Consider the following 14,857-nt stretch of genomic DNA (forward strand, 5'->3'; position numbering starts at 1 on the left):
TTGGTTTCGAAAATTGTAACGGTGCAATGTAAAAACAATGTAAAAAAGTATAAAGATTTTTGATGGGGAGAGAAAAAGTTCCTATTAGCAGATCAAATAGCAGGATTTTGGCAGAGATGGGGCGGGAAAACGTAGGTAAATGTGCTTCCTTGTTGCGGTACGGAAGAGACCTCCAGGGTGATGCCCGTCTCCTCCATGATCGCCTTGACGATATTGAGCCCGATGCCGAAACCGCCTTTGCCGGTCTCCTCGCGGTAGTAGCGTTCAAAGATCTTTTCGGTGTTCTCGATCCCCAGCCCGTAATCCTTGAAGGTCAGTTCGCAGCGGTGGTCGTACCGTTTCAGGGCGACCTCGACGATGCTGTTCTCGTGGGAGTACTTGATGGCGTTGGAGATGTTGTTGTCGATGATGCGCTGCAGCTGGGTCTGGTTGAAGTGCAGGAACACCCCTTCATCGATCTCGGAGGCGATGGTGATCCCTTTCATGGCGGCGACCTCGTTGAAATAGAGGATGCGTTCGCGCACGAAGGCGCTGACGTCGATCTCCTCGTATTCGAAAACGATCTGCTTGTTCTTGATGAGGTACTCCATGTCGTTATAGATGTTCGAGAGGGTCTTCGACGCGGCTTTGATGCGCTGCAGGTATTTGCTCTGGGGATGCTTGCGGTTATAGAGATCGATGTTGATGTTGATGATGGAGAGGGGCGTGTTGATCTCGTGGACGGTATCTTTGATAAAGTTATCCAGTTTCTGGTTGACGCGCTTGAAGGGCAGGGCAAAACGCTGCAGGACCAGGAGCGAGAGAAAAAAGACGAGGACGACGATGGCGATGAGGATCGTCGCGACGCGTTCGTAGACGGGTGCGTAGGTGAGGTGGTTGCCGACGATGAGGTACTCCGCGCCGAAGTAGCGCTCCCGCGGCAGGGGGATGATGAGGTAGGCGCTGCGGCTTTCGTCGATGTGGTACCCGGCGGCAAAGTGTTCCATCGGAAAGTCGATGAGGGTGAAGACCGGTTTGAAGTGCAGGTCGTAAAGCCCCGAGACGATCCGCTTGAAGCGGGGGTACTCGAAATAGCTTTCACGGTTCTCGTCGTACTCCTCCATGGCGCTGATGACACGGGCGGCGTGCTGCTTGAGCATCAGTTCGTTCTGGATCCCGTGGATCTGTTTCATATAGACGGTGTAGACATAGAGCGGCGCGAGGAGGATCACCGTGATCAGTGCCGTGTAGAGCATCGCGTTTTTGAGGGCGTACTGATTATCTTTCAATGATATACCCTATGCCGCGGCGGTTCTTGATGATGTCCGCGGGGAGTTTTTTGCGCAGGTTGTTGATCTGGACCCGGATGTTGGCGGGGTCGACATACTCGCCCCACACTTCGTCCTGGAACATCGCCATGGAGACGGCCTGGTTCGTATGGCGCAGCAGGACTTCCAGGATGTCGTTCTCCGTCTTGCTCAGCGTAATCGGCTCCTCTTTGTAACTCAGCTGCATCCGTTTCGTATCGTAGAGCAGATCCGGGGCGAGTTCGATCGCTTCGCTGTGCTTGTAGTAGTAGCTGCGCAGCGCATGTTCGATGCGCAGCTGCAGCTCGGTGAGGTCGAAGGGCTTGCGGATGTAATCGCAGCAGCCGCGCTTGTACCCCTCTTCGAGGTCCTTGGTCTGCGTCCGGGCGGTGATGAAGATGGCCGGGGTCTCGTTGCCCTCGGCACGCAGGGTCTTGAGCAGTTCGAATCCGCTGAGGCCGGGGACGTTCACATCGAACAAGAAAAGGTCAAAATGGGTCGCGCAGGCGGCGTCGAAAGCGTCGTCGCCGTTGGCGTAGGTCTCGACGTTGAAATCAAGATCCTCCAGAAACTCCTCGATGCTGACGCGCAGCGCGTATTCATCTTCCAGCAGCAGAATCTTCATCGTATCTCTCCTTCGATCTTCCGGGCGAGTTTGTAGTGGAGCATCAGGGCGATCAGCTCCTCTTTGGTGTAGGTGGAAAGTATGTCCCGCGCCTCCTCCATAAAGAGTTCCCGGTCCTCCTCGGGGACGGTGTCCTTGAGCGAGAGCAGGGCCTTGTCGTATCCGCTGTGGTAGACCTTGTTGTCGTACTGCTCTTTCTTGACGATGTCGTAGAGGTTGTTCCGCGAGAACGCGAGCAGGAAAGAGAGGTCCTCCCCGCTGCGGGCAAAGTGCTCGATGCTCTGTTTGGGCATGACGAAGACGAAGGCGCCGATGGTCTCGCCGTCGCCGTTGCGCATCGGTTCGAAGAAGATGTACTTGTTCTCCCGCAGCATGATCCGTTCTTTGCGCAGCTGTTTCATGTCCAGGCGCTGCAGGACCTTGAGGTTGATGTTGTTGTAGCGGCGGTTGCCGACGAGATACCAGGCGACGGAGGGGTTGTTCTGCATCAAAACGGCGGTGTTGTAGTAGCTGTCGTCGAGCAGGGCGTAGAGGTCGATCCCGAACTTGTGGAAGAAGTCGGTACTGGCGTCGAAGAACTTCAGCACTTCGACAAAACCGATGAGCTCCCCCTCTTCGTACATGGGGACGGTCGCCTTGATCCCCAGACGTCGTCCGACTTCGATGGAGGAGCGCGGTTTCTTGTGCAGCATGATCTCTTCGAGGTCGCGGCGGTAGGTATCGAGCGGCATCCCCGAAAAGAGATTGTCGGCATCCCAGCTGCGGGCGAAGAGGCGCGAATCCGCGGTAATGATCTGAGCCCGCACGAGTTCGGAGGTGTTTGTCTGCACCGATTTGATCATCCGTTTGAGGAGGGCGAAGCCCGCTTCGTCGTCATCTTCTTTGAGGGCATGCCGGAGGGAGTCGTTCTCCGAGAGGATCAGCGCAAACCGCAGGGCATCCTCCTTCTCGTTGCGCAGCTCCGTGCGCAGCGAGAGGCTGAGCTGGTCGCTGACCTCGTCGATGACCTGCCACGCGACCTCCCGGTTGAAGACTTCTATGGTCATAATCAGTAAGAGAATGATGAGAAAGAAAGGAACGGCGAAGAGCAGGTTGTTTCTGGAAAATAGCTTCAAAGGGTATCGGCTCCTTGGATCACCGATTATATCAAAATGTTATTACACTGTTCAAGAGGCCTGAGCCCCTTCTTGAACATGCCGGGCAGAAGCGTAACAGCGGTGCAGCACCGCGCGTCGCGTTTACTGGATCTTAATATAGGCGAATCCGTCGCGCTGGTCGTCAATGACCTTGACGATGCCGCCGGGGGTGATCTCCACGTTGTCGGCGATCTGTGACGCTTTGACGTTCTTCTTGTCCATGGTGTTCTGACAGGCGAAAAAGGTAATGTTGTCGCCGCCGAGCAGCTTGAGGCCGTTAAAGCGTTTGCGCGTCCCTTCGCCTGTCGGCCCGCCGCGTTCCAGGTAGGGTTTGGCCGCGAAGCCGGTCCCTTTGAAGTCCTTCATGAAGTACTGCAGGCACGGCCCCAGTGCAACGACGTCGATCTCGTACTGGATCAGGTTCTTCTCGTAATATTTTACGGCGTTGTTCAGCGTGTTCAGCATGAGGTGGACCCTCTGGACGTCGGGGAAATCGCACTGGTAGACGATCTTGACGACGTCATCTTCGTCATCGGCCCAGACCGTCGGTATGAAAAGGGTGAGTGCCAGTGCGGCTATTATCCGTGTGATCGATACGTTTTTCATGTTGTCTCCTTTTAAAATGCCGCGGTGAGCTGGATGGCGAGGCGATCGCCCATGTTGTCCAGCACGTTCTGCGCCGCAGAGTTGCCCGGTGCTTTTGCATCGCGGATCATGTAGTTGAAATCGATCCGCGTCGGGCCGCGGAAACGATAGGAACATCCCAGGGTGATGGTCTGGAAGTCGCGTTCGCCTTTGGTGTCGTTGGTCAGGCGGTTCATAAAGTCATAGCGGCCGAAAACCTCGAACTGCTTGGGAAAGAGCTCGTACTGCAGGTTGAGATAGCCGCCTTCGGCCTTGTTCTCGGTGCCGACGGCAAACTGCAGCTGCCAATCTTCCTGATAGGGGTCCGGGTCTGTGTCCTTGGCGCCCGTATAGATCATCCCTTCGGCCCACATATATTCCGCTTCCGCCCGCAGGCCGTTTTCGTAGTAGGAGAAGCCGACGCCGTAGCGTTTACGGTCGTGCTTGACGGGCGTGGTCGTGCCGTTGGCATCGGCGGAGTAGAGCCGCCGCTTGCCGGTCTGCCCCCAGACAAAGAACTTAAGGGCTTCGGTGTAGAAGCCTTTGCCGGCGCCGAAGTCGTCTTCGAGGGCCAGGTAGCCGTAATGGGTCGCCTGGTGGTCCGAAGCGTTGTGGGAAATCCCCGTACCGTTGCCGTACATGTAGGCGTAGCTGAGCGTCCACCCCTGACCGAGCGCAAAGGTGTCAAAGAGCTCGATTCCCATGTCCCGGAACGCGGCGATCGGCCGTGTGACGTCGGTACTGGTGTAGTGTACCGTCGAAGCGCCGCCGGCCGCTTTGCCGGTCTGTGCAGTACCGACATTGGTCACCTGGCGCTCGAGCACCTGCTGGTTCGTCATCGTGGTGAATTCGATATAGGGGGAGACGAAGACGGCGCGCAGCCCCTCTTCGCTGCCGGGTGTTTTAAACATACCGATGCGCGCATTGAGCCCGGGGACGTGGCGGAGCGTCACCGATGCGTCGGTGAAGAAGGTGGCGGTATCATGCCCGGCAAGATTGTTGACGGCGTTATTGCCGAACTCCGTCATGAAAAAGTAGTTGACTTTGTTGTCGTTGTCGGCCATGCCGCGCGCGGCGAGTCTGGCGCGAAAAAGGCTGAACCCCTCCTGGTCGGCTAGATTGGGGTTCAACAACGAGAACGGGGTTTTGTTGACACCGTTCGGGTCGATGAAGACATCGCCGTAATCTTGCTTGTAGTTGGCCTGGATAAAGCCCCAGACGACGGGCATCTTGTTGCGATAGGGTACGACAACCCCTTTGGGCGCGACGGTGTCGGGCTGCGTTCCCTGCAGCATCAGCCAGTTGGCCGCCTCCAGCGACATGGCGCTTAAAAGCAATACTATTATTCCTGCTACTCCCCTGAAAAAGGGGCGTATTAAACCGTTTCCTTGCGTGGGCATTTCCCATCCTTTTGATTTGAATGGGCATGATGATAGAACTGGAGTGTAAAATTAATATAAAAATTTCGAATATTATTGATATTTTTGTGATTAACTTTTGTTATGGAAGAAAAGTAGTGGTGGGATGGGTCCTATTTGTACATAAGAATTTCGATTCTTGTCTCGCGCGGGCAAGCGTGACTGAATGTCACCCTTGATTTTGCTGGTGGACTATTGATTTCAAGCCTGTGCTGGTCCTTTGGAACAGCGCTAAAGCGCATTGCTGAAAACAACTAAATTGTTTTTCAGTGCAACAGCTACGGTTTGTCCTCGCTGCGCTCCGGAATTCCGCTACGCTGCATCGTTCGCCAAAACGCCAAAACAAGGGTACCGCTCGCGTAGCGATGTTTCCTTGAGCAGTTGGCGTTTTTTACGGCGAACTCACATCCAATCGATCAGTTTGGTGACCTCGTCGACGGGGTAGCATTTCACGCCGTGGCTCTGCTGGGGCTTTTTGGCCACCAGTGCCTTGGTGATGCCGTGCATGGCGAGTTCGCGCAGGCGGGTGTCGAGCTGGAAGACCTCGCGCACGTCCCCCACCAGCGAGACTTCGCCGATGAAGACGGTCTCCTTGGAGACGGTACGGTCGCGGAAGCTGCTGATGATGGCCGCAAGCACGGCGAGGTCGGCGGCGGTCTCATTGATCTTGATGCCGCCGGTGATGTTGATGAAGACGTCGTAGGAGTTCAGCGGCAGCTCCAGTTTGCGCTCGAGCAGCGCCAGGAGCATGTTGAGGCGGTTAGTGTCGAAGCCCGTCGCCTGGCGCTTGGGGTTGGAAGCGTGTGATTCGCTGACGAGAGCCTGCACTTCCAGGATGATCGGACGCGACCCCTCCATGATAACGGTAAGCGCCGAACCGCTCTGCGCACGGTTTTTGTCGAAAAAGCGCGACCCGATGTCCTTGGCGCTGACGAGTCCCTCGTTGCGCATTTCGAAAACGCCGATCTCGCTGGTGGGGCCGAAGCGGTTTTTGAACCCGCGCAGGATTCTTAGCTCCTGGGCACTGTCGCCTTCGAAGTAGAGCACGGTGTCGACCATGTGCTCCAGCACCCGCGGTCCGGCGATGGAGCCCTCTTTGGTGATGTGGCCGATGATGAACACGGCGATGCGGCGCTCCTTGGCGAGGCGCATCAGCTCGAAAGTGATCTGGCGGACCTGGGTGACGGAGCCCGGGGCGGAAGTGACCGCCTCACTGTAGAGCGTCTGGATGGAGTCGACGATGAGGCATTCGTAGCTGCGGTGGGCCAGCTCGGCAAGCACCTGTTCCAGGCGGATCTCGCTGAGGAGATAGAGGTGGTCGGCGTTGGCGTCAAGGCGGTTGGCGCGCAGCTTGACCTGACCTTCGCTCTCCTCGCCGGTGACGTAGAGGGTGTTCCGGCCCCCTTTGGCGATGTTGGCGCCGATTTTGAGCAGCAGGGTCGATTTGCCCACACCGGGACTGCCGCCGATCAGCGTCAGCGATCCGGGAACGACCCCGCCGCCGAGCACCATGTCCAGTTCGACATCGTCGGAGCTGAAGCGTTCGACCTCGGTGTGGGCGATCTCGTTGATGGGCTGCGCCTTGGCTTTGCCGGTGACGGAGGAGGCAGTCTGTTTGAGCACCTCCTGCTGCTGTTCACTCAGCTCGACAAGAGAGTCCCAGGTGCCGCAGTTGGGGCACTTGCCCATCCATTTGGCCGAGGTGAAACCGCAGTGCTGGCATTCGAAGAGGGATTTTTTCTTGGCCACGATGCCTCCGTATATCCGTATTGTGTGGGAAAGCATAGCATACCGCCGGCGTAGGCGGCCATACTATGACGCAGTGTCAGAAGGATGCTTAGGCCTCCGCCTCAAATATCGGGTCGAGGAAGCCGTCGATGAACTCGAACTTGTTGAAGGGAACGAGGTCGTCGGGCTGCTCGCCGACACCGACGAAGAAGATGGGCAGACGCAGTGCGTAGGCGATGGAGAAGATCGAACCCCCCTTGGCCGTGCCGTCGAGCTTGGTGATAATGATGCCGTCGACATCGACCATCTCGTTGAAGGCTTTGGCCTGGGCAATGGCGGAGTTGCCCTGGGTGCCGTCGATGATGAGGATCTTGCGGTGCGGGGCACCGGCATGGGCCTTGTCGCAGATGCGGACGATCTTCTTAAGCTCCTCGGAGAGGTTCGTCTGGGTGTGGAGCCGTCCCGCCGTATCGATGATGACATGCTCGAAACCGCGGGCTTTGGCGGACTCGATGGCGTCGTAGGCGACGGCGGAGGGGTCGTGCCCCTGGCGCGAGGAGACGATGGGCACGCCCAGGCGGTCGGCCCAGCGGGTCAGCTGCTCGATGGCCGCGGCACGGAAGGTGTCGGAGGCCCCCAGCAGGACCCGCTCCCCCGCGTTCATGTAGTGCTGTGTCAGCTTGGCGATCGTCGTCGTTTTGCCCGCGCCGTTGACCCCGATGATGAGGTCGACGAAGGGCTTTTCGTGCTCGGGCTTTTCGTAGTTGGCCCAGGCAAGGGTCGCCATCAGCTTCGATTCAAGCTGGTCGCGCGTGACGTCGTCGGCGTAGAGCTCGCGCAGGATGATCTCGATGAGATCGTATTCGACATCGGCTTCGAGGAGAATATCCTCGAGCTCATCCTTGGGGATACGTTTGCGTTTTTTCGGGGCGACGCTTTTCATCGCCTCCGCGGTCTTCTGCAGCCCTTTTTTGAAAAAACCGAGCATTGTCTATTGCGCCTCCGCCAGGGCTTTCAGGTCGGACTCGAGCATCTCTTCGGGAACGAGTCCCGAGTAGTATTTGACGAAACGGCCGTTTTTATAGACCACCATGAGGGGGATGGGAAAGTCCTGCCCGACGCCGATGGCGCCGGCGACCGCACGGGAGAATTTCTGGTTGTCGGGAGAGTTTACAAGGCTGTACTCAATGCCGATATCCTCCGCGAAACGCCGGTAGTAGGCGTTGTCGTTCCCCTCTTCGATCGTCACACCGATAATTTTGATCTTGCCCGCCAGTTTTTTTTGCAGGCTGCTCAGGTGCGGGGCCTCGGCACGGCAGGGCGGACACCAGGTGGCGAAGATGTCGTAGACGACCACCGGTTCGGGGACGCCGCTGATCCGGAAGTCCGCGCCGGATTTGGTCACTTCGTAGGCAGAACCGTTGATGTCGTTGAGCGTGTAAACGGTTTTGGCGATCAGCGCATCCGCGTCGCCGCTCTGCGCGTCTTTGCTGTCGCTGCAGCCGCCGAGCATCAGCAGCGCGACAAGTGCGGTTATCGTGAACTGTTTTACCATCATTTTCATACCTGTTTGTTAAAATGGCCGATATTATAACCCATCTCCGGTAAAGCCCCATTATCCGGGCTGCAGGGGGCGGTTCCAAGCGAGGTGTTTTATGACGAAAGCCGCATTCCGCGACATCTGCCTGAACAAGCAGCGGTCGGTCTGGGAACATAACCGCCTGGAGCGGGACAAACGGCTCTGCGATGCCCTCTACGCGGAAGTGCGTACAAGCGGCGGGAAAGACATTCTGCTCTTCTGGCCGCTGGGGAGCGAGCCGGACCTTCGGCCGCTGCTGCACCGGCTGCGCCGGGAGGGGTGGAACGTCTATCTGCCTTTTATGGTCGGTGCAAGCTTCCTGATGGTACCATTTAGATACCCGATGTTCCGTAAAAATTTTGGGATTTACGAGCCGGGATTCAGTAATAGAAACATTAAAAAGATTGATATAGCTGTGGTGCCAGCCGTCGGGGTTGACGCACAGGCACGCCGCATCGGATTCGGTAAAGGGATGTACGACCGTTTCTTCGCCCGATTGAACAGAAAACCAAAAACGATCTTTGTTCAACTCGAAGAGTGTATGACAAACGAGAAAATTTGCGATGATTACGATGTTTCGGCTGATGTGCTATTGACACCGTCGGCCCGCTATGAAGCAGCGGGGACGATACATGATAAACGAAATACTCTCAGGAGGCGCGATCGCCACTATTAGCGGTGTGGTGGGATTTTTCATTTCGAAAAAGATCACGAGTGCTCACCTTGATTTTTATACGGAACAGGCGAAAGCCAAAGCCAAAACCATTGAGAAAGAGGCGGAGGCCCTGCTGGTAGGCGCTTCGGAACGGGCGCGCAAAACGGAAGAACGGGCGGAAAACCGCTACGAGGATGCCGTGCGCCGCGCCGAGCATGACCTCGCCGGGCGCGAGTCGACTATGTCTCGACGCGAAAAGGACCTGGAGCGTTTTGTCCGCCAGGAGCGCGAGGCGGTCGAGCATGAGCTCAAGGTGGCCGGCAGCAAGCGGCTGGCTGTCGAGCGCCGCGAGAAGGCGCTGATCCAGCTGCAAAACGATTTTGAGCGCCGTACGGATGAGGCGATCCGTGCCGTTGAACGCAGTGCCGGGATGACGAAGGATGAGGCACGTCAGCTGCTGCTTGCGCAGGTGGAGGCGCGTTCGCGAGACGAGATCGCCCACATCGTGCGCCGCTACGAGAACGAGGCGAGGGAACAGGCCGAACGCCATGCAAACTTCCTGCTGGCCCAGGCGACGAGCCGTTTTGCGGGCACCTTCGCCTCGGAGCGCCTGATCAGCGTCGTGCATCTGGACGATGATGAGCTCAAGGGGCGCATTATCGGCAAGGAAGGGCGCAACATCAAAGCGCTTGAAATGGTGCTCGGCGTCGACATCATCATTGACGAGACCCCCAAGGAGATCGTGGTAAGCAGCTTCAACCTCTACCGCCGCGCCATCGCCACGCGGACCCTGGAACTGCTGATCGAGGACGGGCGGATCCAGCCCGCAAGGATCGAGGAGATCCATGCCAAGGTGACGGCGGAGTACGAGGAGAAGATCCTGCATGAGGGCGAGGAGGTCGTCTTCGAAACCGGTGTCGGCCCGATGCATCCCGAGCTGATGAAGCTGATCGGGCGGCTGCGCTACCGTGCAAGCTATGGTCAGAACGCCCTGGCGCACACCCTCGAAGTCGCCAATATGGCGGGGATCATCGCCGCGGAACTCGGCGGGGACCCGAAGATGGCCAAACGGGCGGGGCTGCTGCATGATATCGGTAAGGCGCTGACCCATGAGCACGAGGGGAGCCACGTGGATCTGGGGGCCGAAGTATGCCGACGCTATGACGAGGATACCATCGTCATCAACGCGATCTTCGCCCACCACGGCCAGCAGGAGATGGACTCCATCGAGTGCGCCGCCGTCTGCGCCGCCGACGCCCTCTCCGCCGCCCGGCCGGGGGCGCGCCGCGAGGTGCTCGAGAGCTTCCTGAAACGGGTGACGGAAATAGAGGAGATCGCGTCGCGCCACCCCGGCGTGCGGCAGGCCTACGCCATCAACGCCGGCCGGGAGGTCCGTGTCATCGTCAATGCCGAGGTCGTCAGCGACGACGAGACGGCGCTGCTGGCCAAGGAGATCGCCGACGAGATCGCCCAGAGTGTGAGCTATCCGGGCGAGATCAAGGTGAACGTCATCCGTGAGCTTCGCAGCGTGGAGTACGCACGCTGAAACACGATAACTGTGTCTGTTTCTTAAACAGAATACGTTCGTAAATAGTGTTAGAATGCCCGCTGCATTTTAAGATCGGTTTTTAGAGAACCGAATGACGCCAAGGAACGTATTGATGGATAAAGCACAGACGCTTGAACAGCTCAGCGCAGCTAAAAAAGCGCATATCAAATGGGTCAACCGTGCGAAAGCCCTCGTCGGGGGGCTCCCCGTCGAAAAGGACGCCATTCCCGTCGACAGCACCGACTGCCAGTTCGGCCAGTGGTTTTACGGTGAGGGACAGAAGCTCAATGCGATACCCGGCATGGACCGCCTCAGTACGATCGAAACCCTGCACTTTACCCTGCACGATACCTATCTGAAGATTTTCAAACTCTATTTCGGGGAGATGAACCGCTCTTTTTTCAGCAAACTCTTCAATATGAAGCCGAAGATATCCGACAGTGATAAGGAGCTGGCAAAGGAGTATTTTCAGCAGCTCGAAGGGGTCTCGAAGCAGCTGCTGGATGAGATCGGTCGGCTGGAGCGGCGGCTCAACGCGATGAGTGCGGAGAGCTTCGAAGAGAAGTAGTCGGGTTTTAGTGCTTGACGGTGACGACAACCGCGCCGCGGAGGTCGTTCATACGGTAGCCCGTCGCTTTGTCTTCGGGGTAGCGTTCGCGGATCGCTTTGGCAAGCTCCGGCAGTTTGTCGATGTCGCCGTGACATTTGAGGCAGGCCGCTTTGTTGATCAGCAGCGGCTTGTAGTATTTGTAGACACCGTCCCCGACGACTTCGACGACGTCTTCAGGCAGCACGACGCCGTTGGCCTGCAGGGTCTGGAGGGATTCGAGGATCGCTTTTTCGCTTCCCTGGGGCGCATTGGCCGGGTTGCGGTACTGGAGGCTGATCCGTTTGACGCTGACGTCGGAACCCATGGACTGGTCGATGACTTCGGTCAGGGTGTAGGCGTGGTCGCTGCAGAATCCGAAGGCCTCCATCGGGCCGCCGGATTTGAGATGCTTCTGGAGGTTGCCGCCGAGGCTTTTGAGCAGCGCGGCTGCCGTTTTCTGGCCGGTGGCTTTGACAGCGGCGATCTCCTCGGGTGTGCTCTCATAGGGGTTGGCAAAGAGGGCCGTGGCCAGCAGGGTCGTAGTTAACAATATTTTTTTCATCGATTAATCCTCCAATAATGTGTTTGGCGCCATTCTAACGTTTTTTCCGCCAATGCGCGTGCTTCGTTCGCGATTCAGGTGGCGTAGAGCTGCTCGACTTCCATCTCGTTAATATCGGAATCGTCATAGGGATCGGTATGGATAAAGGGGTGGACCCGGTCGTTGGGGAAGAGCATCCGCATCATGCTCTCCACCTGGTCGCTGACCTTGTGGGCATCGAGCAGGGAGGTCGCGTCGTCAAAGACGAGATGGACGGAGACAAAGATGTCGCTGCCCGCCCGCCGTGTCTGGAGATGGTGGTGACCGTTGATCTTCTGCAGCCGGTTGAGCATGGTCGTGATGCGGGCCGTCTCCTCCTTGGTGAGGGAAACATCCAGCAGCATCATCAGCCCCTCTTTAAGAATAGGGAAGGCGGAGGTGATCATGTAGATCGCGATCCCGATCCCCAGCAGCGGGTCGATCAGTTCGAAACCGCTGAAGTGGATGATGCCCAAAGAGAGTAGGATCGCTCCGTTGGTGAAGAGGTCGGTCTTGTAGTGCAGGGCGTCGGCGCGGATGACGAGGTTGTTGTTCTTTTTCGCGACGTGGTTCAAAAAGAGGACCAGCGCGCCGGTGAGGATGATCGAAAAGAGCATGACACCCATCGAAGCTTCCATGTACTCGATCGCCCGGGGCGTGATGATCTTGTCGATGGCGCTGTAAAGGATGAAGAGCCCCGAGATGGAGATGATGGTTCCCTCCACGACGGAGGCGACCGCTTCGAGTTTGCCCAGCCCGAAGTTGAAGTTCTCGTCCGGTTTGCGCTCGGACTGGTGCAGGGCGAAAAAGTTGAAGATGGAGACCGAAAGGTCCAGCAGGGAGTCGATCGCGGACGCCAGAACGGCGACGGAGCCGCTAATGATCCCGATGGCCAGTTTGAACAGCACGAGGATACCCGCCGTAGTACTGGAGATTAAGGTCGCTTTTTTCTCGATACGCATGAGGCCGATTTTAGCGAAAGATGGCTAAAATGCGTCTCATAAGGGCCAAAGTGAGCAAGGAGTTACAATGCAGTTACCCCAGATTTCAATTCCACTGACACTACCATTCGAGGTGCCGACGATGGTGCACCCGGTCATCATCCATTTTGCGCTCGTTCTGCCGGTAATCGTCCTGCTGATCGAGCTGGCGAACCTGGGCTTTAAGCGCCGCGCCCTCAGCCTGACGTCTTTGGGCCTGCTGCTGCTCTCCCTGCTCTTCTTTGTCGCCGCCTACTACACGGGGAAAGCGGACGGGGGCGAAGCCTTCGACCTGCTCGGTACCGGAGCGCGCGAAGCGCTGGGTGCGCATAAAATGCTGGGGACCTATCTCGTTTATGCGCTGCTGATACCGATTGCATTCAAACTGGCGGCGATGCTTCTGGCGCAGAAATGGGCCCGCGGGGCGTTGATCGTGACACTGATCATGCTGATCAGCTTTATGGTCAAACAGGGGTATGACGGCGGCGAGTTGGTCTACCGCTACGGCGTCAATGTCGCGGCGGTGACGGAGGCGGAAGAAGCCGCCTCCGATGCGCGCGACGATCTTGCGGACATGAACGAGACGGTTGCGGAGCAGGCCGCGGAGATCGAAACCCTCAAGGCGCAGATCGCGGTGATGCAGAGCAAGGCCGGCGAGAGCTTCGGAGAGAAGGTCGACAAGGCGGTGACGGACGCCGTTTCCAAAGTGAAGAAGATCTTCAGCGACGACAACGCTACCAAAGCGGCGCCGCAGGAGGAGAAGGCGCCCTCATCCGAGGCGAACGGGACCATCTGAACGTGACGATCTCACCCCTCGACGCCATCCGTCGCGAGCGCGAAGCGTGGATGGGATGGAAAAACATCGCCCCGCTGCGTGAAGCACTCGCGGCCCTTCCGGAGATCGAGACCGTCTGCAGCTACGGGGATACAGTCACCCTGACAACGGCAGCAGACGTCGATCCGGCCCAGGTCGAACGGGTCGCACGGATGCTGATGCCGTGGCGGAAAGGGCCTTTCGAGCTCTTCGGCCTCTTCATCGACACCGAGTGGCAGAGTTTTATGAAATACAACCTGCTCCGTCCCCACTTCGATCTGCGGGGGAAACGGGTCGCGGACATCGGCTGCAACAACGGCTACTACCTTTTCCGTATGCAGGAGGATGCCCCGGCAAAGCTGGTGGGTTTCGACCCCTCTGCACTTTACAAGACCCAGTTCGATTTTATCAACCATTTCGCCAAGACCCAGATCGTCTATGAACTGTTGGGAGTAGAGCACCTGCCACTGTACGAGGAGAAGTTCGATACGATCTTCTGCCTGGGGGTGCTTTACCACCGCAGTGATCCCGTCGCAATGCTCAAACAGCTTTATAAAGGGCTTGACAGCAGCGGGGAGGTCTACCTCGATACCTTTATGATCGACGGGGAAGAGGAGATCTGCCTGACGCCGGCGGGCGCGTACTCGAAGATCCCCAATATCTATTTCGTCCCGACGATCCCTGCACTGCAGAACTGGTGCCTCCGGGCGGGCTTCACGGGCTTTGAAGTACTGGAGACCTCCGTGACGACACCGGAGGAGCAGCGCAAAACGGAGTGGATAGAGGGGCAGAGCCTGGAGGACTTCCTGGACCCGGAAGACCCGGCAAAGACCGTCGAGGGGTATCCCGCCCCCAAACGGGTCTACGTACGACTGACAAAGGAATCAAAAGCATGATTCTCAACACTCACCTGAAGATAGATACCGCGCTCTGCGGAAACGTTATTACCCTGGACAAAGGGTATGCGGCGGTGGAGCTGGAGACGACGCCGGCGATGGCGGCGGATGAAAAAGGGCTGGTGCATGGCGGCTTTATTTTCGGCGCGGCCGATTACGCGGCGATGGCTGCCGTGAACGAACCGACCGTCGTTTTGGCGGGGAGCAGTTGCCGTTTTTTGGCCCCTTCGAAAGTGGGAGATACGCTCCTTTTCAAGGCCGAATGCTCCGAGAATGACGGCAAAAAATATCAGATAACGGTTAACGCATATTGCGGCGAAACCAAGGTATTTTCGGGGGAGTTTACGGCCGTAGTACTGCCCGAGCATGTACTGGGATGAGCGGTTTTTACACAGTTT

At 57.6% G+C, this 14,857-nt stretch carries 16 protein-coding genes; 6 read left to right on the forward strand and 10 right to left on the reverse strand.

What is annotated here, in order from left to right; genetic code table 11:
- Positions 1 to 92: 92 nt before the first annotated feature.
- From WCY31_RS03765 to WCY31_RS03800, 8 genes are all read right to left on the reverse strand, one after another.
- A complete protein-coding gene (locus tag WCY31_RS03765) occupies positions 93 to 1,268 on the reverse strand; it encodes a HAMP domain-containing sensor histidine kinase (protein ID WP_345973194.1) in 1,176 nt (391 codons plus the stop codon).
- Positions 1,258 to 1,911, reverse strand: a complete 654-nt coding sequence (locus tag WCY31_RS03770) for a response regulator transcription factor (protein WP_345973195.1) — start codon at positions 1,909 to 1,911, stop codon at positions 1,258 to 1,260. Before WCY31_RS03770 ends, WCY31_RS03765 begins: the two co-directional genes overlap by 11 nt.
- Positions 1,908 to 3,026: a cache domain-containing protein gene (locus WCY31_RS03775; protein ID WP_345970936.1), complete on the reverse strand. Its 1,119-nt coding sequence runs from the start codon at positions 3,024 to 3,026 to the stop codon at positions 1,908 to 1,910. The genes WCY31_RS03770 and WCY31_RS03775 overlap by 4 nt, the downstream gene beginning before the upstream one ends.
- Before the next feature lie 123 nt (positions 3,027 to 3,149).
- Positions 3,150 to 3,653, reverse strand: coding sequence for a hypothetical protein (locus WCY31_RS03780; protein ID WP_345973196.1), 504 nt, complete (start codon positions 3,651 to 3,653; stop codon positions 3,150 to 3,152).
- A gap of 11 nt (positions 3,654 to 3,664) precedes the next feature.
- Complete coding sequence (locus WCY31_RS03785; RefSeq protein ID WP_345973198.1) at positions 3,665 to 5,008, reverse strand: hypothetical protein; 1,344 nt, start codon at positions 5,006 to 5,008, stop codon at positions 3,665 to 3,667.
- 483 nt (positions 5,009 to 5,491) lie between these two features.
- On the reverse strand, positions 5,492 to 6,838 hold the full coding sequence (radA, locus tag WCY31_RS03790; RefSeq protein WP_345973200.1) for a DNA repair protein RadA: 1,347 nt from the start codon (positions 6,836 to 6,838) through the stop codon (positions 5,492 to 5,494).
- An 88-nt stretch (positions 6,839 to 6,926) separates the two neighbouring features.
- Positions 6,927 to 7,805 carry a signal recognition particle-docking protein FtsY gene (gene ftsY, locus WCY31_RS03795; RefSeq protein ID WP_345973201.1) on the reverse strand — a complete coding sequence of 293 codons (879 nt, stop codon included), beginning with the start codon at positions 7,803 to 7,805 and terminating at the stop codon, positions 6,927 to 6,929.
- A gap of 3 nt (positions 7,806 to 7,808) precedes the next feature.
- Positions 7,809 to 8,381 (reverse strand): TlpA disulfide reductase family protein, encoded by a 573-nt coding sequence (locus tag WCY31_RS03800; RefSeq protein WP_345973203.1) that lies wholly within the window; start codon positions 8,379 to 8,381, stop codon positions 7,809 to 7,811.
- 91 nt (positions 8,382 to 8,472) lie between these two features.
- Here WCY31_RS03800 and WCY31_RS03805 point away from each other — a divergent pair, with 91 nt between their 5' ends.
- The 3 genes from WCY31_RS03805 (at position 8,473) to WCY31_RS03815 (ending at position 11,168) form a co-directional block, all read left to right on the forward strand.
- Positions 8,473 to 9,072, forward strand: a complete 600-nt coding sequence (locus tag WCY31_RS03805; RefSeq protein ID WP_345973205.1) for a 5-formyltetrahydrofolate cyclo-ligase — start codon at positions 8,473 to 8,475, stop codon at positions 9,070 to 9,072.
- Positions 9,032 to 10,597 (forward strand): ribonuclease Y, encoded by a 1,566-nt coding sequence (gene rny, locus WCY31_RS03810; protein WP_428837499.1) that lies wholly within the window; start codon positions 9,032 to 9,034, stop codon positions 10,595 to 10,597. The genes WCY31_RS03805 and rny overlap by 41 nt, the downstream gene beginning before the upstream one ends.
- 115 nt (positions 10,598 to 10,712) lie before the next feature.
- Positions 10,713 to 11,168 carry a CZB domain-containing protein gene (locus WCY31_RS03815; RefSeq protein WP_231020507.1) on the forward strand — a complete coding sequence of 152 codons (456 nt, stop codon included), beginning with the start codon at positions 10,713 to 10,715 and terminating at the stop codon, positions 11,166 to 11,168.
- 7 nt (positions 11,169 to 11,175) lie between these two features.
- Here WCY31_RS03815 and WCY31_RS03820 read toward each other — a convergent pair whose 3' ends face one another.
- Complete coding sequence (locus tag WCY31_RS03820; RefSeq protein WP_345970944.1) at positions 11,176 to 11,751, reverse strand: DUF3365 domain-containing protein; 576 nt, start codon at positions 11,749 to 11,751, stop codon at positions 11,176 to 11,178.
- Between the two features lie 74 nt (positions 11,752 to 11,825).
- Positions 11,826 to 12,731: a cation diffusion facilitator family transporter gene (locus WCY31_RS03825; RefSeq protein ID WP_345973208.1), complete on the reverse strand. Its 906-nt coding sequence runs from the start codon at positions 12,729 to 12,731 to the stop codon at positions 11,826 to 11,828.
- A 67-nt stretch (positions 12,732 to 12,798) separates the two neighbouring features.
- Here WCY31_RS03825 and WCY31_RS03830 point away from each other — a divergent pair, with 67 nt between their 5' ends.
- From WCY31_RS03830 to WCY31_RS03840, 3 genes are read left to right on the forward strand one after another with little or no spacing between them, the layout of a single operon-like run.
- Entirely contained in the window at positions 12,799 to 13,545 is a 747-nt protein-coding gene (locus WCY31_RS03830) for a DUF2231 domain-containing protein (RefSeq protein WP_345973210.1), read from the forward strand.
- A gap of 8 nt (positions 13,546 to 13,553) precedes the next feature.
- Complete coding sequence (cmoB, locus tag WCY31_RS03835) at positions 13,554 to 14,459, forward strand: tRNA 5-methoxyuridine(34)/uridine 5-oxyacetic acid(34) synthase CmoB (RefSeq protein WP_428837500.1); 906 nt, start codon at positions 13,554 to 13,556, stop codon at positions 14,457 to 14,459.
- The gene (locus WCY31_RS03840; RefSeq protein ID WP_345973212.1) at positions 14,456 to 14,839 is read left to right on the forward strand and encodes a hotdog domain-containing protein; all 384 of its coding nucleotides are present in this window, start codon (positions 14,456 to 14,458) and stop codon (positions 14,837 to 14,839) included. The genes cmoB and WCY31_RS03840 overlap by 4 nt, the downstream gene beginning before the upstream one ends.
- The last annotated feature ends 18 nt before the right edge of the window (positions 14,840 to 14,857 follow it).

Source organism: Sulfurimonas sp. HSL3-1, assembly GCF_039645995.1.
In the GTDB taxonomy this organism is placed as follows: Bacteria; Campylobacterota; Campylobacteria; order Campylobacterales; family Sulfurimonadaceae; genus Thiomicrolovo; species Thiomicrolovo diazotrophicus.

Excerpts from the sequence above, each read along its gene's own strand:
- WCY31_RS03780 (WP_345973196.1), bottom strand. The coding sequence starts at position 3,653 with ATGAAAAACGTATCGATCACACGGATAATAGCCGCACTGGCACTCACC.
- WCY31_RS03825 (WP_345973208.1), bottom strand. The coding sequence starts at position 12,731 with ATGCGTATCGAGAAAAAAGCGACCTTAATCTCCAGTACTACGGCGGGT.
- WCY31_RS03805 (WP_345973205.1), top strand. The coding sequence starts at position 8,473 with ATGACGAAAGCCGCATTCCGCGACATCTGCCTGAACAAGCAGCGGTCG.
- WCY31_RS03830 (WP_345973210.1), top strand. The coding sequence starts at position 12,799 with ATGCAGTTACCCCAGATTTCAATTCCACTGACACTACCATTCGAGGTG.
- WCY31_RS03800 (WP_345973203.1), bottom strand. The coding sequence starts at position 8,381 with ATGAAAATGATGGTAAAACAGTTCACGATAACCGCACTTGTCGCGCTG.
- WCY31_RS03770 (WP_345973195.1), bottom strand. The coding sequence starts at position 1,911 with ATGAAGATTCTGCTGCTGGAAGATGAATACGCGCTGCGCGTCAGCATC.
- WCY31_RS03840 (WP_345973212.1), top strand. The coding sequence starts at position 14,456 with ATGATTCTCAACACTCACCTGAAGATAGATACCGCGCTCTGCGGAAAC.
- WCY31_RS03815 (WP_231020507.1), top strand. The coding sequence starts at position 10,713 with ATGGATAAAGCACAGACGCTTGAACAGCTCAGCGCAGCTAAAAAAGCG.
- ftsY (WP_345973201.1), bottom strand. The coding sequence starts at position 7,805 with ATGCTCGGTTTTTTCAAAAAAGGGCTGCAGAAGACCGCGGAGGCGATG.
- WCY31_RS03820 (WP_345970944.1), bottom strand. The coding sequence starts at position 11,751 with ATGAAAAAAATATTGTTAACTACGACCCTGCTGGCCACGGCCCTCTTT.